Below are 19667 nucleotides of genomic sequence, written 5' to 3'. Positions count from 1 at the left end.
CTGCCGCTACACTGTAGCGGCACTACAAATGCTGAAATATGGGTGTTTTAGGCTAGTTTCTTCAGGCTTTCTTCCAAAGCGTTGATCTTAGCTTCTGCATCTGCTTTCTTCTTGCGTTCCATTTCAACAACCTGCGGAGGGGCACTGTTAACAAATTTCTCGTTCGATAATTTCTTATCAATGGAATTAAGAAAGCCTTTCTGATACTCAATCTCCTTGGTAATTGTCTCCCTTTCTTTGGCAACGTCTACCTTACCTTCTAGTGGTATATAGAACTCCGTTGATTGGATAACAAACGTGCTGCTTCCTGTGTCAGGAGCTTCTTTGACGAACGTGATATCCGTAAGGTTAGATAGTTTTTTAACGATGGGCCAGAACGCTTTAACCGGAGCGTTCTCTCCATCTTTAACCTGAAGCTTTAAGGCTTCTTTGGGTGATATGTTTTTGGCATTCCTGCTATTACGTATTTCAGTAATGATGTCAAAAGCAAGGGTGCTTTCCGTAAGGAGTTTCTTATCAAATGCTCCTGGCTTTGGCCACTGTGCTACAATGATACAATCATCTTCTTTTCTCTCTTTTAGCTCATGCCATAACTCTTCGCTGATGAAAGGCATAAAGGGATGAAGTACTTTCAGAAGTGTTTCAAAGAGTGAGATTGTTTTGTTGTAGGTAACTTCGTCGATGGGCTTGCCAAACTCAGGTTTGATCATTTCAAGGTACCACGAACAGAAGTCATCCCAGATCAGCTTATAGATGGCGTGTAGTGCATCCGAGATACGGAATTTATTGAAGTGGTCTTCAAGCTCCGTTAAGGATTCGTTCAGCCTGCATTCAAACCATTCAATAGCAATTTTGTTTTCTTCGGGTTGTGCCTCAGATACAGTTGTCCATCCCTTCACCAAACGGAAGGCATTCCAGATCTTATTGGCAAAGTTTCTTCCCTGTTCTACCAGTTTTTCATCATACAATAAGTCGTTACCTGCGGGAGCACTGAACAGCATACCCGTGCGAATAGCATCAGCGCCATACTGTTTGATGAGGTCTAACGGATCGGGTGAGTTACCGAGTGATTTAGACATTTTTCTTCCCAGCTTATCGCGAACAATACCGGTGAGGTAAACATTTTTAAATGGTTTTTCCTGGCGGTATTCATAGCCGGCAATGATCATTCGGGCTACCCAGAAGAAAAGTATTTCAGGGGCAGTAACCAGATCGTTGGTAGGGTAGTAATAGTTCAGATCAGCATTGCCTTTGCTCTTCGGATCTTTGAAGATGCTGGTATCAAATACAGCCATTGGCCAGAGCCAGCTCGAGAACCAGGTGTCCATTACATCCGGATCTTGCGTAAGCTCTTTGATCTCTGTTGCATACTTCTGTTTGTATGTTACTAATGCTTCTTCATGCGTTTTGGCGACTACATAATTGCCTTGGCCATCATACCACGCGGGTATGCGATGGCCCCACCAGAGCTGGCGTGAGATACACCAGTCGCGCACGTTGGACATCCAGTGATTATAGGTATTCTTAAACTTTGCCGGAATCAATTGAACGGTATCATCCATAACACGCTCATGCGCAGGTTTGGTAATGATATCCATTTTCACAAACCACTGCAGTGACAAACGTGGTTCTATAACGGCATCGGTTCGTTCAGAGAAACCAACACTACTAGTGTAGTCCTCTGCTTTAAGGAGAAAACCTTTCTGTTCCAGTTCTTTGGCTATTTTTTTTCTTGCAATAAAGCGGTCTTCACCCACAAAGATGGTTGCCTTGTCGTTGAGTGTTCCGTCTTCATTAAGAATATCAATTACTTCTAGATTATGTTTTTTGCCGAGCTCATAGTCGTTCATGTCATGAGCCGGAGTTACTTTTAAGCAGCCTGTACCAAAGTCTATCGCCACATATTCATCTTCAATGATAGGAATAGCGCGGTCGATCAAAGGGATGTAAACTCGTTTTCCTTTAAGGTGTTGGTAGCGTTCGTCTTTCGGATTTATACATATAGCGCTGTCGGCCATGATGGTTTCAGGGCGAACCGTAGCAATAGTTACAAATTCATCCTTCGCTCCTTCAATCGGATATTTGATATAGTATAACTTCGATTGTACTTCCTTATGATGAACTTCATCATCAGACAGGGCAGTTTTACCTACTGGGTCCCAGTTTACCATTCGCTTACCTCTGTAGATGTAGCCCTTGCCGTACAAATCAACGAACACATCAATTACGGCTTCATAGTAATCGGGGTCCATGGTAAACTTGGTACGATCCCAATCACAGGAAGCGCCAAGTTTTTTAAGTTGCTCCAGGATAATGCCTCCGTATTTCTCTTTCCATTCCCAAGCGTATTTTAAGAACTCTTCGCGTGAGAGGTCTGATTTCTTTATTCCACGTTCGCGCAGCATGGCAACAACCTTTGCTTCGGTAGCGATAGAGGCATGATCGGTACCAGGTACCCAGCATGCTTCCTTGCCTTCCATTCTTGCCTTGCGCACCAGTACATCCTGAATGGTATTGTTTAGCATGTGGCCCATATGCAGCACTCCGGTAACATTAGGCGGAGGGATGACGATACAGAAAGGTTCTTTATCAGGATTGGGCTCTGAATGAAAGAAGCCCTTTTCCATCCAATAGCTATACCACTTAGATTCTACTTCCGAAGGATTGTACTTGGTTGATAACGACATGCTTAAATTTCTTTAGACTACCTGTTTACTCAATCAGGAGGCGCAAAAATAAGGAAAATGGGCACATTGCGCAGACTTTAGAGCTTTGAAATAAAGCGAATCAGCCGCTTAAAGCAAAGAATCAGGAAAAGGAATTCTTTAACGTGTCATCCTTATTCTCCATTCAGACGGATACATATTGTTTATACGGTTTTGGATCACGTTTACCCATCCTAACCGCGTACCTTCATAGGCAAGTGAAGCAAATCCTTTTTCAACGTCTTTTATGTCTATTGTCTCTTTACGAAGATATTGAAGTGCTACAGGCAGTTCTACTTCAATAGAATTAAATGTGTCAGGATTTAAGATTATGGACAAGGCAAGCGAATGCTCGGGAATGAGTTTGTCGTGTTTCACTGTGGCGATGTTTGTTCCGCCATAAACGAATTTAAGATGTTGGAGTAAAAATTCTATTTCATCAGTTTTTTCAGCGCGTAATGCGAAGACAAGTTCGTTATGTTGTTTAAAAAGTAGTTTCTCAGGGTGTGAAACCCACGCGTTCAAAGATTCAATTACTCTCTTTGAAGGGGCGACAAGTTTCTTTTTACTTTTAATGGTTGCGCTTTCGCTGTATTCCTTCTTTCGTATTACAGAAATAAAAAAGCCTTCACCTTTTACTTTATTAGGGTAAAACTGGTATCCTGAAACTTTGTCTTTTACCACCTTTTCAATACCCCAAGAGAAATTAGTATTTAATTCAATAAATTCAATTTCCTTTTCCTGCTGTAGCCAGTAAAGATTCTCTTCATTTTCATCGGGGTTGTAGGTGCAGGTGCAGTAGATGAGAATGCCATCTGTTTTTAATGCCGGCCACACATCATGTATGATTCGTTTTTGCCTGGAAGAGCATAACGATGCATTTTCTACAGACCATTCATTAATAGCTTGAGGATCTTTTCGAAACAGGCCTTCACCAGAACATGGGGCGTCAACTACAATCACATCAAAGAAACCTTCAATGTTGTTGAAGTCCTTAGGATCGCTGTTCGTTACAAGACAGTTTACATATCCCCATTTCTGGATGTTCTCTGCCAGTATGGCCGCTCTTGACCTTATGACCTCGTTAGAAACAAGCAGACTCTCATTGCTGATGAGGCTTAGCAAGTGCGTCGACTTACCACCGGGAGCAGCAGAAAGATCAAGGACATTAAGCGGAGCAGATAAATCTATACTTTGCTTGAGTGCTTGCTCGAGAAACATAGAGCTTGCTTCTTGTACATAATAAGCGCCGCCGTGAAATGAGGGATCTAAAGTAAAGCTGGGACGTTCTGGTAAATATCTCCCTTGTTCAGCCCACGGTACTTGTTCGCTATTTATAAGGCTACTCTTCTTTAAAGGATGTAAGCGAATACTCACAGGAGAGGATTGCTCGTGAGCACGTTTAAAATTATCCCATTCGCTTCCGAGCCTGTAAAGCATTCTTTTTTCAAATGCACCAGGAAAGTTAAGATTACTCATGCCTGCCTGAAAGTTTCTTGTCGTTATATTCTATGATTTCAAGCAACGTTTCCAGTAAGGCGTCAAATTTACCTTTGCCAATAACTTTTCTGTATTCGTCCATCAGTTCTTTCATGCAAAGTCTCGCCTCCACTACAAATTTCTTACCCTTATCTGTTAATATAAATATAGTACTTCGTTTGTCTGTTGCATCAACTTTACTCTGGATATATCCTAGTTCCTGCAGTTCTTTAGCTACCTTACTCATGGCTTGCTTTGTTACCTTAGCTCTTTTAGCCATGTCATTGTTATTTGTACCCTCATTATCGATATTCATTATGAAAGGCAAGTACGCAATTTTAAAATCAGTAATGCCGCGTTGCAGGAAAGCTTCTGTAACCCACTGATCAAATTGCCTTTTTAGATAGTTAATTAATTTCCCCCAACTACACCGTTTAATAAACTCTGTGTCCTTTAATTTCTTGTCTAAACTCATTTTTACTGTTCTAAGCTGTAAACTTAATATAAAAATATTAGTCAATCAAGTTGACTATTTAGTCAACCCAGTTTACTTTTGTATCACATCTTAGAAATTTATGGAAAACACCAATCCTACCCCAAAAAAGAAAAAGCCCGTGATTTTTATCGTAGGTGCTGTTATTTTGTTGGTCGCTTTTTTTGGAATCAGGTCTCTGATCCGCAGTATGAAATATGAATCAACAGATAATGCACAAATTGAATCACGTTCTGTACCTGTAATATCAAGAGTTGCTGGCTATGTAGATTCGATACAAGTTGACGATTATAACAAGGTAGACAAAGGACAACTTCTTGTGAAAATTGATGACCAGGAATACAAGCTGGCCGTAGTTCAGGCGCAGGCTGATCTTATGAATGCTGAAGCTGATCTCGCCAATGCAGAAGCATCATATAGAAACAGCATTGCAAATAAAAGGGTCGCATCGGCCAATGCAGATGTACAATTAACAAGACTTACAAAAGCAAAGAATGATCTTGCACGTGATGAAGCGCTATTAAAAGACGGAGCTATCACTCAAAAACAATATGACGATAGCCATTCTAACTTAGATGCCACTAACAAACAATATATTGCCAATCAGGAGCAAGTTAATTTTGCTTCTTCTCAGGTAACTACTGCAGAAGCTCAGGTAAAAAAAGCACAAGCCTTAATTGAAACTAGAAAGGCAGCACTCGATCAGGCAAAACTAAGATTAACATACTGTCATATAACCGCACCTGTTTCAGGAAAAGTAGGCAGAAGGCCAGTTGAGAAAGGTCAATTTGTGCTGGCAGGGACCCCGTTATTTTCTATAGTGAATGACGAGAACTTTTGGATAGTTGCAAACTTTAAGGAAACACAATTAGAAAAAATTAAAGAAGGGCAAGAGGTAAATATCATTTTAGATGGATATCCGGATGCCGAGATTAAAGGTAAGGTCTCATCTTTTAGTCAGGCAACCGGAGCAAAGTTTGCACTTCTTCCTCCTGATAATGCCACCGGAAATTTTGTGAAGGTAACGCAACGTGTACCTGTAAAAATTGATCTTGTGAATGCAGATAAGTTCAGGAATATATTGCGCGCCGGTTTAAGCGCAGAAGTTGAAGTAAACGTTGATTAAGATGGCAGTTACAGGTTTTGCCCGGATTATTATTGTTCTCACCACTATTTCTGCGGCCATCATGGAATTGATTGATACATCAATTGTAAATGTGGCGCTTGCTCAAATTAGTGGTAATCTTGGAGCAACAATTGAAGATACATCTTGGGTGATTACATCCTATGCAATAGCAAACGTAATTATAATTCCGCTTACTGGTTTTTTTGCCAGGTTATTTGGGCGAAAGAATTATTATCTCGCTTCTATAATTTTGTTTACTGTTGCGTCCTACATGTGTGGCAATTCAGGAAGCCTTGTAACACTGGTAATCTGGAGGTTTATACAGGGAATAGGAGGAGGGGCTTTATTATCGACTTCACAGGCGATATTGTTCGATGCCTTCGAACCTTCTAAGCGTCCAATGGCAGCAGGTATGTTTGGAATGGGAATCGTACTTGGTCCAACAATCGGCCCTACATTGGGAGGAATTATTGTAGATAATTATTCATGGCCTTTAATATTTGACATTAACATTCCTTTTGGAATAGTAGCGATGTTATTAACCTACAGGTTTGTTCCAGATGATACAGATGCTCAACTCAATGCTCGTAAAAGTGTCTACATTGATTACCTCGGAATTTTCTTTTTATCCATAGGCATCGGTAGTCTTCAATATGTTTTGGAACGAGGAGAAACAGAGGATTGGTTCAATGATAATTGGATAGTAGTATTAACTGGGGTAGCTGTAGTCTCATTAGCATCTTTTATTTACAGGCAACTTAAAATTGATCAGCCACTGGTTAATCTCCGCGTGTTTAAAAGCAGAAACCTCGTGGCCAGTAACGTGCTTACTTTTGTCCTAGGTGTAGGACTGTTTGGTTCAGTTTTTATTTTTCCGGTTCTTGTACAACGCATTTTAGGTTATACGCCAACAGATGCAGGGTTTGGACTTGTTCCTGGAGCGATCGTTGCGATCTTCTGCATGCCTGTAATTGGTAAAACCCTGCAAAGTGGCATACCTCCACTTTATTACGTTATTATAGGGTGTGTGATGTTCATCCTTCATGGTTACACTTCTTCTTTGGCAAATCCTGATGCAGGCCTTGAGTTTTTTACACTACCACAGGTATTCAGAGGCGTAGGCACGGCATGCCTGACAGTTCCTCTTATTAATCAGGCAGTAGTGGGATTAACACCTCAGGAGTTACCTTCAGGTATAGCATTGACGAATATGATCCGCCAGCTAGGAGGAGCAACAGGCATAGCAATTATGAATACCTATGTAAGCCACCGGTATGTAGCACATCGTACTGACCTGGTTAGTAATTTACAAGTGTTTGATCCTGCTACAGCAGAAAGGTTATCAATGTATCAGGCTGGAGTTATTAGTAGAGGGGTAGACGCAGCACAATCAGGCGAGGCAAGTTACCGTATACTTGATGCTGCTCTTAGTAAACAGGGTTTTCTGCTTGCTTATCTGGATGGTTTTCTGCTTATAAGCATATTCTTTATCGCTGCAATACCATTCATTTTTCTGTTAAAGACAAACAAGGTGGATAAAGCCACCATGCAAAAAATCTCGGAAGAAAGTCATTAATCATCAACATGAAACACATTATAGGAGTTTTCGTCCTGACCAGTTTGATTAACCTCGTAAATGCACAGGTTAATCCGGAATTAAGTAAGCTTATCAAGCAGTCCTTTGAATATTTTCCCAGGCTTAAGGAACTAGAGAAGACAACCGAAATGGGAGAAGTTCGAATAGGGATAGCACGAAGTAATTATCTACCTTCATTCAATGGTAATGCGTCTTACAATTATGTTGATCCAGTAGGAGAGGCTTCTTTTCCGGTAGGGCCAACAGAGACGCGAACAATTCAATTTCAGCCTCATAATAATTATAATGCAAATATCTCTCTTAATCAGGTTTTGTATGATTTCGGAAGAACGCAAGCACAAATTGATAAGGCGAAATCGGATTTACAAAATAATCAGTATAACCGTGAAGCCGCTCGATTGCAACTAGCTTCTCAGGTAGCAACAATTTACTTTGGTATTATTTATTTAAAGGAAGCTATACAACTTCAGGATACCATCATCAGTTTCTATATTGTTAACAGGAACATTGTTGAAGGTAAAATAAAACAAGGCGATGCACTTAAAATTGACTTAAATAACGTAGACAATAATATTCAGCAGGAGGAAAGTCGTAAGATAGAACTGCAACGTTTATATAACCGGCAATTAGCACTACTTAAATACACTGCCAATAGTAATGAAGTACCTTCAACTTCTGACTTTCACTTGAGACGAATAGCCAATGATGAATCTTCACTACAGGCGAATCCGGAAGTTCTTGCTGCGACACAGAGAGTATTGTCAGCTGAAGCAGATTTAAAATATGCTCAACATCAGCAGCTCCCTTCATTAAATGTTGTGGCCAATGCAGGATTTAGAAACGGATATCAGCCAGATATAGAAGAAATAAGATTTAACTATTTGGCAGGTCTGAATCTTACTGTTCCAATATTTCAAGGTAGAAGACTTAAACAGAATATTTTGCTATCCAGGAAAAATGTAGAGTTGAATGAAATTTCCAAAAGTAATCTTTCTTTAACGCTACAAAAAGACCTTGAATCTGTTCAAGCAGATATTCAGGCATATGGCAAGCAGATTGAATCGTATGATAGTCAGATTGCCACAGCAAACGAAGCGCTTCGCCTTAATCGGGTAAGGTATGAGAGAGGAGTCGCAATCTATCTCGACTTATTAAATGCATCAACTAATCTTCAGCGAGCTTTAACAAGCAAACTTCAATATGAATACCAACAATGTTTAGGTTATATTGAGGAAGCCAGGCTTCTTGGCAACAAATTCTGGGAAGAATAGAAGATAAATGCCGACTGCTAAGGCATCAATTTACTATTATTGTAAACGATGATTAAAGTAAATGATCCTGCATTGAAAAGTTGGGTAGATGTACCAGGAGATTCTGATTTTCCTATACAAAATCTTCCTTTCGGGATTTTTAAAACGGATAACCTGCCACCTGTTGCTGGTGTGGCAATAGGGAATTACGTACTCAACCTTGCTTATGTACATGAGCGTGGGTTGCTTCACGGATTAGAGCTTACGCCGGGAATTTTTAATCAATTATATCTAAATGATTTTTTTAGATTAGGGAGAAAGAAAGTAAGAGAAGTTCGCGACCGTATATCAGAGTTATTGCAGATAGGAAATGATGAGCTAAAGTCCGCTACAACAGCTTTAGACGTTGCATTAGTATCAATGTACAAAGTACAAATGCTCATGCCTGTCCAGGTTTCTAATTATACAGATTTTTATAGTAGTGAAGAACATGCGACGAATGTAGGCTCAATGTTTCGTGATCCTAAAAACGCGTTGTTACCCAATTGGAAACATTTGCCAGTTGGATATCATGGACGCGCTTCTTCTATTGTTGTATCTGGAACTTCCATTCGCAGGCCTAAAGGACAAATCAAAATAGCGGGTACCGATACCCCCGTGTTTTCTGCATCAAGAAAACTTGATTTTGAATTGGAGGTAGCATTTATCACTTGTTCAGAAACACTGCTCGGAGAATCTATTGCTGTTGAAGATGCTTCAAATCATATTATAGGACTTGTTTTATTCAACGATTGGTCTGCGCGAGACATTCAACAGTGGGAATATGTACCGTTAGGACCTTTTCTTGGAAAGAATTTCGCTTCGACTATTTCACCGTGGGTAGTCACGTTAGATGCACTTGAGCCTTTTAGGGTAGAAGGGCCAAAACAAGTGCCTCCTGTATTACCGTATCTAAATATATCGGGTAAAAATAATTATGATATTATGCTCGAAGTTTTGCTTACAACTGGGGCAGGCGAAGCTGTAGTGATAAGCAGGACGAACTTCAAATACATGTACTGGAACATATTTCAACAACTTGCACATCACACTGTAAATGGGTGCAACATTCAGGTAGGAGATATCTACGCATCAGGAACAATAAGTGGTTCTTCTTCTGATTCTTATGGGTCAATGTTGGAATTGTCATCGAATGGACAAAAGCCTTTAGTAATCAATAATGCAGAAGAACGTACCTTTTTATGCGACGGTGATACTGTAATTATTAAGGCTTATGCAAATAATGGTAATGTGAGAATTGGCTTTGGTGAATGTAGAGGAACAATATTACCGGCAATAGAACATTAGCAAAAAGGGAAGACCTAGTGCATGACTAGGTCTTTCCATAAGATGATTAATGGTGATGTCCACCTGGACCATGAACATGCCCATGAGTAAGTTCTTCATTTGTCGCATTGCGAACTTCCATAACTTCAACGGCGAAATTAAGCTCGATACCTGCAAGCGGATGATTAGCGTCGACCGTAACAGTATCTGCACCTACGTCTGTTACAGTTACAACACCTCCTTGATTTGTTGAGAACTTCATCCCGGGTTTTACATCCTGTCCACCAAAGGCAGAAAGGGGAACTTGCTGTACAAGATTGTCGTCCTTTTCACCATAACCCTTTCCAGGTGCTATTTTCAAATCGAATTTATCTCCTTTTGACTTTCCCTCAAGTCCTTCTTCCATTCCTATAATAAGATTCCCTGCTCCATGTAGGTAGTACAAAGGTTCACGACCTTCACTAGAATCGATAACTGTTCCTTCATTATCACGTAGAGTGTAATGAATTGCTGCCACTTTGTTTTTTGTGATTTGCATAAAAGAAAAAATAATTAATGTTGGCTATTAAGAGGCAAGTAATCGCTGTTGCAAAGCCGACCCCCTGATATGTGAGTAAAGGTAATAAACTTTACTTTGGAAGAAAATTTATAAGTGAAGTCCTCATATAGCAGCTACTAGTTCTGTGTTGCTGCTAATACAATACTAATTCTTTGTTATTAAAATGGTTATTGGGCATAAGGTTTTTGATGCAGACTTAAGAATAGTAAGTATTTTCTGAGCTGTATTTAAACCAGAAATACATATCGTTCAACCATTGAGATCCTACGGTTCAATGCGATTATAAAACAACTAACACCTTTAAACAAACGAAAACCATTTATGGCAAAGTCAACCAAAAAAACGGCTTCTAAGAAAGAAGTATCTTATACAAAAGAAGAGAATCAAAATATGCTTCAAGAGTTCTTTCTTGACGAATTGAGAGACATTTATTGGGCTGAGAAACATCTTGTAAAATCACTTCCAAAATTTCAAAAAGCAGCTACTTCTGAAGAATTAGCAGGTGCTTTTGAAGAGCACCTAGCGGTAACAGAAGAGCAAGTTGCCCGCCTTGAGCAGGTATTCGAACTTCTTGGTGAAAAACCTCGTGGAAAGAAATGTGAGGCAATGGAAGGCTTGGTTAAAGAAGGTGAATCAATAATTAAGGATACTGAGGCAGGAACATCAACGCGTGATGCCGCATTAATTATTTCTGCTCAAAAAATTGAGCATTATGAAATAGCAGCATATGGCGGATTATGTACGTTAGCAAAAACTTTAGGCACGGAGGAAATTGCTGAAATACTAGGTGAAACATTAGAAGAAGAAAAAGAGACAGATGAACTGTTAACAGAGCTGGCAGAAAATAATATCAATGAAGTAGCAGCGATGGAAGATGAGGAAGAAGTAGAAGAAGAGAATTAATATTAATTAATAATAGGACTGATTTTATCGTGGAGGTCGGAAGGTATTCTGACCTTCTTTTTTTGAATAGGCATTCGAAATTTAACAAGTCATCAACAATATTATTGACTCCACCAACTCCTAATAAATTAAAAATAAAAAAAGCCGCTACCAAGAATGGTAACGACTTTTAAACCCCACTAGCTAAAATCTTTAATAGAACTTTTAATCTTCTTTAGAATCGAATAAAGAAGCCATTTCATTTCCAACTTTTTGAAACCTAGCTCGAACATCCTTTGCTGTTTTCTGTGTTTCCACTTTTACTTCAGCCCAAGTGTCCTCACTCGCATTTTCTAATTCTTCTAAAGACTGGCTTACCTTTTCTTTTTCGTCTCTTAGATCACGGATAGCGTTCTCTAATTGAGTTCGAGTTTCACCAGTAGCTTGTTCTACTTTCCGGTTTGCCTGAGAAAGCTCTCCGTCTATATCTTTTTGGAGTTCCTTAAGATCTGTCCCCAGCTTTTCTCGCTGCTTGTTTAGATCCGCAATCACCTCCTTATTATCTACATCATTTCTGCGATTACTGCAATCTGTTAGCGATATCATTACAAATGTTAACGCAACTAAAGCCATAATCCGAAGTACGGTTTTCATGTTTTCTGCCCCTCATTATGCCTCTCCGATAATTTTAAGAACATCAGCCTTACTCATTCCGAGTTTCTTTTGAAGTTTGCATATCAGGTCGCCTTCCCTGCCCAGATATAATGTTAAGTCTTCATCTGACAACACACCATATCTCTGCTTCAGTCGCCCCTTCACCTCGTTCCATCGGCTCTTGATATCCAGAATTATCATGGCTTTTCAATTACACACAATTGGTATTTAAAAGGTCATGCCAACATGAACAATTAGGGTAAAAATCGCTTTTAACCTCAAATATTTCATTTAGCAGAACCGGCAGTGTATATTTTTATCCCCATTATGGGGAATTGATTATTCATAACAGCCGTTTCGATTGAAGCTTTGAAAATAGTAAATGCTAAATGGCATGAAGATTTGTAAGGCAAAAGTATGTTTAATTAAAAGTATAAATTATGTTACGTTGGACAGTTATATTTCTTATAGTAGCTATTGTAGCTGCGATATTCGGGTTTGGGGGAATTGCTGCGGGAGCTGCATCCATAGCTAAATTTATCTTCTTTTTATTTCTTGTATTATTTGTTATTTCACTGTTTTCGAGATCTTTTAGGAGACCTTGACGCATTAGAAGTAATAAAGTTATTTTCAACTAAACGTGAAGATGGATATGAGTGAGAATAAGGAGTTAATAAGTGTTTTGAATGATTTGATAAGGATCAATCACGATAGAACTAAAGGTTATGAAAAGGCGGTAGAGGAATTAAAGCCTACCGACGTAGATTTGAAGACAATGTTTACCAACATGGCTACTACCAGTGCTCGTTTTTCGAGTGAACTTAAAGTTCAGGTAGCTCAGTTAGGTGGATCACCTGCTGAAGATACTACACAATCTGGTAAGATTTACAGGTTATGGATGGACATTCGCGCTTCTGTAAGTGACCATGATAGAAAGTCCGTCCTCGAATTGTGTGAATTTGGCGAAGATACTGCTTTGAAAGCTTATAACGCAGCTTTAGAATCAGAGGCAGAAATTCCTGCTTCAGTGAGACAAGTGATAATGGATCAGCAATCTAACATTCAAACGGGTCATGATCTGGTAAAACGGTATCGTGATATGCATGTAGCTGTAGAACATTAATATCATAATGAATATTATCTGTTGATTCCTGCTGCAAAGAACGGCAGGAATCATTTTTTTTATAGTAGCCTTATTAAAAATTGAATAATATGAAAACTCCGGATATTTTAGAAAAAAGAGAAGGACAAGATGTTCCTTTTTTAAAAGACCTCGCAGCATGTACTAAGGAATTAAAAGAGAGAGGCTATAAAGAGGACTTCCGTGTTGATGAGGATGGTTTAAAGACCTATGGTAACTCTGATAAAGCATACCAGTCTAATGAAATTAAAATTCTTAATTTCTATAGATTCGAAGGTGTATCCGATCCTGGAGACATGGCCGTTCTCTATGTCATTGAAACAAATGACGGAATTAAAGGAACGCTGTCAGATGGTTATGGTCCGTATGCCTCAGAAGATGTGTCTAAATTCATTGTTAAGGTAAAAGAAATCCAAAAAGAAATACCACAGGCTAATGCGTAAATGGTTGCAGATCCTGCGGCAGGCCGGAACAGAATTTCTGGCTGACAACGGGATGAAATTAAGTGCATCACTTTCTTATTATACTGTTTTTTCTTTAGGGCCTGTTTTAATTATTATTATATCCCTTGCCGGCATTTTCTTTGGTAGGGATGCTGTCCAGGGCAAGTTATACTATCAGTTAAATGGATTGCTAGGTAACGATGCTGCATTGCAGATTCAGCAGATCATTCAGAATATAGAAAAATCGCAATTTACTACGAGTGGTGCTGTATTAGGAGTAGTTGCATTAGTCATTGGAGCGACAGGCGTTTTTGCAGAGATACAAGATTCAATAAACTACATCTGGTCATTAAAAGCTAAACCAAAGCAAGGCTGGTTAAAGCTTTTAATGAACAGATTCATTTCTTTTTCATTAATTGTAAGCTTCGGTTTTTTGCTAATGGTGTCCTTAGCGGTTCATGCATTAATGGACTTACTAGACGATAAGTTGGAAAGACTCTTCGACGACGCTACTGTGTACATATTCCAAGGAATAAATTACCTCATATTGTATGCTGTAATCACTACCTTATTTGCAATTATTTTTAAAGTACTGCCAGACGGAACCATAAGATGGAAGGATGCTTTTATCGGAGCTGCTTTTACTGCTGTATTATTTTTGATAGGGAAGTTTTTGATAAGTTTCTATCTGGGATCTTCAGATGTAGACGTAACGTACGGAGCAGCAGCTTCTATAGTTATTATTCTGCTTTGGGTTTATTACACTTCCATTATCTTATATTTCGGTGCGGAATTTACAAAGGTTTATACTTTAAATCTGGGAAAGGGAATAACGCCAAATGAAACAGCTGTTTTTATAATTAAACAAGAGGTAAAAGAACTCCATACACACCGTAAGAACTAAGGCGTGCGCTGCCATAACATTACATCCCTTATCTGATTATTATTAATCTACCCTTCTAAAAGAAGAAGTAATTAGAGAAATAACAAAGAACACAAGGAAGATGTAAAATATTATTTTAGCAATTTCTGCTGCACCGGCAGCAATACCGGTAAATCCGAAGACAGCAGCTATGATCGCTATAACGAGGAATGTTAAAGTCCAGCGTAACATAATGTTTATTTTCTCTTCCAACGACTAATTATATGCCCGAGACAATCCTCAATAGGAATTAGACCGCTTGTTATCTTCCTTAAAATCTGCATTGAAAAAGTGAATCAAGTGGGGAGGATAATGCTCATTTATTTCTAGTATACCAGAAAATCACAGCGGCATTTTCTTTTAAAGAGGTAAAGCATTAAAGAAAATGCAACGAATACGAACTATTGTAAAGGCTTCTCTTCAATGCCTTATAGATTTTTGTCTTTTACCCGGAACTTCTGTTGGAGTAGAAATAATCTGGCTTTATTCTAGAGGAATAAAGCGAAGTGTTGCAATGTTTCCAATAGTGTTTCTTCCGATACTTTCATCACATATGGTTCAGGTCTTTGAGAGATTCAACACTGATAGAGTTATCAGTGATCAGGAAAATATAACGTAAATTTCGCTCCTTTATTAAGCCTTCCTCTTCCTACAACAAATCCCATATGATTAGTCATAATTCGTTTTACTATAGCTAAACCGATACCTCTTCCTTCATATAATGAATCTTGCGGATGGAGTCTTTGAAACATCTTAAAGATTTTATCGCTGAATTGGTTGTCAAAGCCAATACCGTTATCTTCTATTTTTATTTTGTGATAGTGAGAATAGGAGAGATGACTATCAAAAGGTAATTGATTTTTAGATACAACTGATGCCGAAATTGAAATTATTCCTGTTACATCGTCTTTCATAAATTTTAAACTATTCTCGATTAAACACTTGAATAGAAGAGTAATTTGAGATGGATAACCTTTTAGAGTAGGCAACTCAGATATTTTTACTTCTGTATTTTTTTGAGTAAGTGAGGTTTGTAATTCTTCAAGCACATATTTTAAGGTTTTTCCTAATGGTACTGGCTGTAAGTCCTCTTTTGTGAATACCACCATATTGTAATTCACAATATCTGCCATAAGCGATTGTGCACGAGAAGAAGCATGATCAATTCGAGTAATAAGATTTTTGGCATCATCCTGTAATTTTTCACTGTGCTTAGACACAAGCATATCACTGAATGTCCTGATTTTCCGTAAAGGCTCCTGAAGATCGTGTGATGCTACGTAAGCCATTTGTTCCCATTCTTCATGTGATTGATTTAACTCAATTAGATTTTCCTCAAGTCTCCGCTGATATGAAAGTCTATCTTTGTATTGTTGGAGAAGAAGTCCGAATGAAACACTAAATATCAGAAGAGCGAAGATAAATGCAATTCGAAATTGTTGAGGAGTTGTATTCTCATAGAATTTTTTGCGGTCACGTTTCTCCTGAAGATCATATGTTTCTGATATTTCAAGATCATTTATTATTGATATGCACTTATTCATGTATTCTTCGCCTACTTTATAATCGGTAGGAGGATAACCCACGTTAATTCCCGATTGCAGAGACTCAATTCTGCTTCTAATCGCTATATTTAAAGAGCGCACCCTGTTTAATTGTTCAGTATTATTCTTTGTAAGGTCATAAACAGTTGAAAGTTTAGATTTTACACCATTCACGAGAGATAAGAATTTAATATGGAAAGACGTATCGTTAAAAAGTAAAAAACCGCGCTGATTGGTTTCTACCTCTATTAAATCTTGCCGAAGTTTATTAAGTGCAGTTAACATAGTTTGATGATGGTCAACCGCGTCGGCATATCTTACATAAGTGTCAAACCGTTGAAAAGAATAGATCGAAAGTGTTATTAAAATAAAGACAGACATCCCGAAAACAACAGAAACGACGAGTAACTTTTTCCACATTATTGCTATATTTACCTTTGGTTTGATGGGAATATATTCCACACCGATTATATAAGAATGGTCGCTTAAATAGGTAATGCGAATTCTATATAGCTGATTATCAATCAATTTATAACTTTTTGTTTTATCCTATATAAACTGGTTCCATGCTTGTAATAAGAAGGCTAGTGTAAACCGACCCTATATTCGTATGCTTTACCAGAACCTGACACAGAAACAGCAATTGAAGATACATCCTCAACATCTTCAAATGCTACAGTTATTGCACTTGAATACGATTGAATTAGAACAACGTATTCAAAATGAGCTTGAGGAGAATCCCTTAATTGAGGAAAAGGCTGATGAGGATTCGGCTTTCGAAACGGGTTCCCAAGACACTGCTGAAGATTATAAGGATTATGAAGAGTATTGCTATGATGATACTCCAGATTATAAATTAGAAAATGCTCAGCACTTCCAGTCGCAGGCTCCAATAGAGAAGCCGCTTGTTGAAATGGAGGACTTCAGACACGAATTGAAAAATCAATTGGCGCTGTATGCGCTAAATGAACAGGAAACAGAAATTGGACACTTCATTATTGACAGTCTGACAGATGAAGGCTTTCTAGAATTCTCTATTGAAGGCTTAGCTGATGATTATTCATTGAAGTTTAATAAATGGATTGAGCCGGACCTTGTTCAAAAGCTTATCAAGATTATTCAGCAACTTGAGCCAGTAGGTGTTGCTACTGGAAATATTAAAGAGTGTCTGATACTACAGCTAAGGAGAATGCAACAGAGTCCTGACGTTAAGCTAGCAATTCGCATTCTTGACAATTATTATAACGAGTTAATGCATCGGAATTTTGAGCGAATAATTAATGAGCTTAAGATTGATGAAGAAGATCTCAAAGATACATTCCATTTGCTGGGGACTCTAAAGTTAAAGCCCGTTACCGCAGCAACAAGTTCGCCTCAAACTGAAACCATTCTTCCTGATTTTATATTGATACAAGAGGATGATCAATTCCAGGTGATGTTGGCACGTGAACGTTCTTCCAAACTTTCTATTAGTTCTTCGTGGAAGAAAATGGTTTACGATACTGAAAAAAGCGGAACAGATAATCGCTCTAAACAGTATTTAAAGAGTAAACTAAATGCAGCTGAGTGGTTTGTTAACGCAATACGTCAGCGGGAAAATACCATGCTTAAAGTGATGGAAGCGATTGTACGTATCCAACAGGATTACTTTGAGGAAGGTGATATTACAAAATTAAAACCGATGATTCTCAAAAACGTTGCTGATATGGTAGGTGTTGATATTAGCACAGTATCGAGAATTACTTGTAATAAATACGTGCAGACACATTTTGGTAATGTATTGTTAAAATCTTTGTTTACAGAAGGTATTGCTAATCACAAAGGCGAAGTTGTAAGTAATAAGGTTATTCAGCAGGCGATTCAGGAAGTAATTCAGGCGGAAGATAAGAGATGTCCTTATTCTGATCAACAACTTGTAAAAGTGTTGGCTAAACGGGGATTTGAAATTGCCCGAAGAACTGTTACTAAATACCGCGAGCAGCTTCATATTCCTGCAGCTCAGATGAGAGCCTTTTTAGCCTGAAATTTAATTAAAGAACATACTAACGGCCCATGGAAAAAATACTAATCATTGATGATGACAAAGATTTATGTTTCGTTCTAAAGCGCTTTTTATCAAAACATGGATTTGAAGTACTCGAAGCTACTACTGGTAAAATTGCTTTAGAAATTTTAGAATCTGTTGAACCCGATCTTATTCTCTGCGACTTCCGTCTTGAGGATATGAGCGGAAGTTCTATTTTAAAGAAAATTAAGGAAAAGAATCCTTCAGTTCCTGTTATCATCATTACTGGTTACAGTAATATTAAAACTGCTGTAGAGGTTATGAAACTTGGAGCAATGGACTATGTTACAAAACCATTGTTGCCAGATGAAATTCTTCTAACAATTCGCAAAGCATTAGCTAACAAAACATCTGACGAGAAGGTAGGTGTTGGAAGTAATGAGAGTGCAAACGCCGAAGAAAGTGAAAGTGTAAAAGAGCAGGAGAAGTTAGCACTTATTAACGCGAAGAGAAATACGGAGTCAGGAAATTACATTTTTGGTGATAGCCCTGATTTTAAAAATATACTTAATCAAATTGACCTTGTAGGTCCTACCAATTACAGCATTATTATCTATGGTGAGAGTGGTAGCGGTAAAGAGGTAATTGCACAAGAAATACACAAACGTAGTAAGAGAAACCACAAACCTTTTATTGCCATAGATTGTGGAACGTTATCCAGGGAGTTAGCTGGTAGTGAGTTATTCGGTCATGAGAAAGGCTCATTTACGGGTGCAATTGGACAAAAGATAGGAAGCTTTGAACTCGCGAACGGAGGAACAATATTCCTTGATGAGATCGCTAACCTTCCATATGATGTACAAGTACAGTTACTACGCGTTACACAAGAGCGTAAAATGAGAAGGGTAGGAGGCACAAAAGACATCGACCTTGACGTGCGTATTATTGTTGCAAGTAACAGAAGACTTTGGGATGCTGCAAGAAGTGGTCAGTTCAGGGAAGACTTATACCACAGGTTCAATGAATTTCAAATTAATGTCCCTCCGTTAAGGGAACGTGTAAACGATATTATGGTTTTCGCCAACCATTTCCTTGTTCAGACAAATAAAGAGTTGGGTAAGAACGTGAAGCGCTTCTCTCCTGAAGTTGAGGATGTCTTCAAAAAATACGTTTGGCATGGAAACCTGCGTGAGCTCAAAAACGTAGTGAAGCGTGCTACATTGCTTTCTGATAGTAGTGTAATAGACATTAAGAGTATTCCTTTTGAGCTTGTTAACTATAAGAAGCTTCAGTTTGATAATACAGCGGAAGCTGCTGCAGTTGCTGCACCAAGGGAAACTACTGTTACAGCCACACAACCTCCTGTCCGTGAAGCAGGATTAAAAAGTGTAAGTATTGATGCGGAATATGAGTGGATTCTTGAAACTCTAAAGAAAGTTGATTTCAATAAGAGCAAGGCAGCTAAGTTGTTAAAGATAGATAGAAAGACGCTATACAATAAGATAAAACAATATAAAGACCTGAATAACCAGGAGCTTTAA

Annotated in this window: 19 protein-coding genes; 11 read left to right on the top strand and 8 right to left on the bottom strand. The window is 38.5% G+C overall.

The window, feature by feature from the left end:
- Positions 1 to 47 precede the first annotated feature (47 nt).
- The 3 genes from KK060_RS04060 to KK060_RS04050 all read right to left on the bottom strand — a co-directional run bounded on the left by KK060_RS04060 (position 48) and on the right by KK060_RS04050 (position 4659).
- Positions 48 to 2687, bottom strand: a complete 2640-nt coding sequence (locus KK060_RS04060; RefSeq protein ID WP_254152380.1) for a valine--tRNA ligase — start codon at positions 2685 to 2687, stop codon at positions 48 to 50.
- Between the two features lie 138 nt (positions 2688 to 2825).
- A complete protein-coding gene (locus KK060_RS04055) occupies positions 2826 to 4184 on the bottom strand; it encodes a methyltransferase RsmF C-terminal domain-like protein (RefSeq protein WP_254152378.1) in 1359 nt (452 codons plus the stop codon).
- A complete protein-coding gene (locus tag KK060_RS04050; RefSeq protein ID WP_254152376.1) occupies positions 4177 to 4659 on the bottom strand; it encodes a MarR family winged helix-turn-helix transcriptional regulator in 483 nt (160 codons plus the stop codon). The genes KK060_RS04055 and KK060_RS04050 overlap by 8 nt, the downstream gene beginning before the upstream one ends.
- Positions 4660 to 4759: 100 nt before the next feature.
- Between KK060_RS04050 and KK060_RS04045 the strand changes: the two genes are divergently transcribed.
- From KK060_RS04045 to fahA, 4 genes are read left to right on the top strand one after another with little or no spacing between them, the layout of a single operon-like run.
- The gene (locus tag KK060_RS04045) at positions 4760 to 5803 is read left to right on the top strand and encodes an HlyD family secretion protein (protein WP_254152374.1); all 1044 of its coding nucleotides are present in this window, start codon (positions 4760 to 4762) and stop codon (positions 5801 to 5803) included.
- Between the two features lies 1 nt (position 5804).
- The gene (locus tag KK060_RS04040; protein ID WP_254152372.1) at positions 5805 to 7379 is read left to right on the top strand and encodes a DHA2 family efflux MFS transporter permease subunit; all 1575 of its coding nucleotides are present in this window, start codon (positions 5805 to 5807) and stop codon (positions 7377 to 7379) included.
- Positions 7380 to 7387: 8 nt separating this feature from the next.
- Positions 7388 to 8671, top strand: a complete 1284-nt coding sequence (locus KK060_RS04035; protein ID WP_254152371.1) for a TolC family protein — start codon at positions 7388 to 7390, stop codon at positions 8669 to 8671.
- 48 nt (positions 8672 to 8719) lie between these two features.
- Entirely contained in the window at positions 8720 to 9997 is a 1278-nt protein-coding gene (gene fahA / locus KK060_RS04030; protein WP_254152369.1) for a fumarylacetoacetase, read from the top strand.
- A 46-nt stretch (positions 9998 to 10043) separates the two neighbouring features.
- Here fahA and KK060_RS04025 read toward each other — a convergent pair whose 3' ends face one another.
- On the bottom strand, positions 10044 to 10514 hold the full coding sequence (locus KK060_RS04025) for an FKBP-type peptidyl-prolyl cis-trans isomerase (protein ID WP_254152367.1): 471 nt from the start codon (positions 10512 to 10514) through the stop codon (positions 10044 to 10046).
- A 342-nt stretch (positions 10515 to 10856) separates the two neighbouring features.
- Between KK060_RS04025 and KK060_RS04020 the strand changes: the two genes are divergently transcribed.
- Positions 10857 to 11438: a YciE/YciF ferroxidase family protein gene (locus KK060_RS04020; RefSeq protein ID WP_254152365.1), complete on the top strand. Its 582-nt coding sequence runs from the start codon at positions 10857 to 10859 to the stop codon at positions 11436 to 11438.
- A 204-nt stretch (positions 11439 to 11642) separates the two neighbouring features.
- On the opposite strand, the gene KK060_RS04015 is transcribed toward KK060_RS04020, so the two are convergent.
- The gene (locus KK060_RS04015; RefSeq protein WP_254152364.1) at positions 11643 to 12071 is read right to left on the bottom strand and encodes a sll1863 family stress response protein; all 429 of its coding nucleotides are present in this window, start codon (positions 12069 to 12071) and stop codon (positions 11643 to 11645) included.
- 15 nt (positions 12072 to 12086) lie between these two features.
- Positions 12087 to 12272, bottom strand: a complete 186-nt coding sequence (locus KK060_RS04010) for a CsbD family protein (RefSeq protein WP_254152362.1) — start codon at positions 12270 to 12272, stop codon at positions 12087 to 12089.
- 239 nt (positions 12273 to 12511) lie between these two features.
- Between KK060_RS04010 and KK060_RS04005 the strand changes: the two genes are divergently transcribed.
- From KK060_RS04005 to KK060_RS03990, 4 genes are all read left to right on the top strand, one after another.
- Entirely contained in the window at positions 12512 to 12676 is a 165-nt protein-coding gene (locus KK060_RS04005) for a DUF1328 family protein (protein WP_254152360.1), read from the top strand.
- A gap of 47 nt (positions 12677 to 12723) precedes the next feature.
- Entirely contained in the window at positions 12724 to 13194 is a 471-nt protein-coding gene (locus KK060_RS04000) for a ferritin-like domain-containing protein (protein ID WP_254152359.1), read from the top strand.
- An 89-nt stretch (positions 13195 to 13283) separates the two neighbouring features.
- Complete coding sequence (locus tag KK060_RS03995) at positions 13284 to 13655, top strand: hypothetical protein (protein ID WP_254152357.1); 372 nt, start codon at positions 13284 to 13286, stop codon at positions 13653 to 13655.
- Complete coding sequence (locus KK060_RS03990) at positions 13648 to 14559, top strand: YihY/virulence factor BrkB family protein (RefSeq protein WP_254152355.1); 912 nt, start codon at positions 13648 to 13650, stop codon at positions 14557 to 14559. The genes KK060_RS03995 and KK060_RS03990 overlap by 8 nt, the downstream gene beginning before the upstream one ends.
- A gap of 42 nt (positions 14560 to 14601) precedes the next feature.
- Here the strand turns inward: KK060_RS03990 and KK060_RS03985 are convergent, their stop codons facing one another.
- Together KK060_RS03985 and KK060_RS03980 are read right to left on the bottom strand one after the other, a co-directional pair.
- Positions 14602 to 14769, bottom strand: coding sequence for a DUF1328 domain-containing protein (locus KK060_RS03985; protein ID WP_254152353.1), 168 nt, complete (start codon positions 14767 to 14769; stop codon positions 14602 to 14604).
- A 401-nt stretch (positions 14770 to 15170) separates the two neighbouring features.
- The gene (locus tag KK060_RS03980; RefSeq protein ID WP_254152352.1) at positions 15171 to 16649 is read right to left on the bottom strand and encodes an ATP-binding protein; all 1479 of its coding nucleotides are present in this window, start codon (positions 16647 to 16649) and stop codon (positions 15171 to 15173) included.
- Positions 16650 to 16731: 82 nt separating this feature from the next.
- Between KK060_RS03980 and rpoN the strand changes: the two genes are divergently transcribed.
- The gene (gene rpoN, locus KK060_RS03975) at positions 16732 to 18144 is read left to right on the top strand and encodes an RNA polymerase factor sigma-54 (RefSeq protein ID WP_254152350.1); all 1413 of its coding nucleotides are present in this window, start codon (positions 16732 to 16734) and stop codon (positions 18142 to 18144) included.
- A 29-nt stretch (positions 18145 to 18173) separates the two neighbouring features.
- Positions 18174 to 19667 (top strand): sigma-54-dependent transcriptional regulator, encoded by a 1494-nt coding sequence (locus tag KK060_RS03970; RefSeq protein WP_254152348.1) that lies wholly within the window; start codon positions 18174 to 18176, stop codon positions 19665 to 19667.

This window comes from Chryseosolibacter indicum, assembly GCF_018598585.1.
Taxonomy (GTDB): Bacteria; Bacteroidota; Bacteroidia; order Cytophagales; family Cyclobacteriaceae; genus Chryseosolibacter; species Chryseosolibacter indicus.
This window is presented reverse-complemented; position numbering and strand designations above follow the sequence as displayed.

Excerpts from the sequence above, each read along its gene's own strand:
- KK060_RS04060 (WP_254152380.1), bottom strand. The coding sequence starts at position 2,687 with ATGTCGTTATCAACCAAGTACAATCCTTCGGAAGTAGAATCTAAGTGG.
- KK060_RS04055 (WP_254152378.1), bottom strand. The coding sequence starts at position 4,184 with ATGAGTAATCTTAACTTTCCTGGTGCATTTGAAAAAAGAATGCTTTAC.
- KK060_RS04050 (WP_254152376.1), bottom strand. The coding sequence starts at position 4,659 with ATGAGTTTAGACAAGAAATTAAAGGACACAGAGTTTATTAAACGGTGT.
- KK060_RS04045 (WP_254152374.1), top strand. The coding sequence starts at position 4,760 with ATGGAAAACACCAATCCTACCCCAAAAAAGAAAAAGCCCGTGATTTTT.
- KK060_RS04040 (WP_254152372.1), top strand. The coding sequence starts at position 5,805 with ATGGCAGTTACAGGTTTTGCCCGGATTATTATTGTTCTCACCACTATT.
- KK060_RS04035 (WP_254152371.1), top strand. The coding sequence starts at position 7,388 with ATGAAACACATTATAGGAGTTTTCGTCCTGACCAGTTTGATTAACCTC.
- fahA (WP_254152369.1), top strand. The coding sequence starts at position 8,720 with ATGATTAAAGTAAATGATCCTGCATTGAAAAGTTGGGTAGATGTACCA.
- KK060_RS04025 (WP_254152367.1), bottom strand. The coding sequence starts at position 10,514 with ATGCAAATCACAAAAAACAAAGTGGCAGCAATTCATTACACTCTACGT.
- KK060_RS04020 (WP_254152365.1), top strand. The coding sequence starts at position 10,857 with ATGGCAAAGTCAACCAAAAAAACGGCTTCTAAGAAAGAAGTATCTTAT.
- KK060_RS04015 (WP_254152364.1), bottom strand. The coding sequence starts at position 12,071 with ATGAAAACCGTACTTCGGATTATGGCTTTAGTTGCGTTAACATTTGTA.
- KK060_RS04010 (WP_254152362.1), bottom strand. The coding sequence starts at position 12,272 with ATGATAATTCTGGATATCAAGAGCCGATGGAACGAGGTGAAGGGGCGA.
- KK060_RS04005 (WP_254152360.1), top strand. The coding sequence starts at position 12,512 with ATGTTACGTTGGACAGTTATATTTCTTATAGTAGCTATTGTAGCTGCG.
- KK060_RS04000 (WP_254152359.1), top strand. The coding sequence starts at position 12,724 with ATGAGTGAGAATAAGGAGTTAATAAGTGTTTTGAATGATTTGATAAGG.
- KK060_RS03995 (WP_254152357.1), top strand. The coding sequence starts at position 13,284 with ATGAAAACTCCGGATATTTTAGAAAAAAGAGAAGGACAAGATGTTCCT.
- KK060_RS03990 (WP_254152355.1), top strand. The coding sequence starts at position 13,648 with ATGCGTAAATGGTTGCAGATCCTGCGGCAGGCCGGAACAGAATTTCTG.
- KK060_RS03985 (WP_254152353.1), bottom strand. The coding sequence starts at position 14,769 with ATGTTACGCTGGACTTTAACATTCCTCGTTATAGCGATCATAGCTGCT.
- rpoN (WP_254152350.1), top strand. The coding sequence starts at position 16,732 with ATGCTTTACCAGAACCTGACACAGAAACAGCAATTGAAGATACATCCT.
- KK060_RS03970 (WP_254152348.1), top strand. The coding sequence starts at position 18,174 with ATGGAAAAAATACTAATCATTGATGATGACAAAGATTTATGTTTCGTT.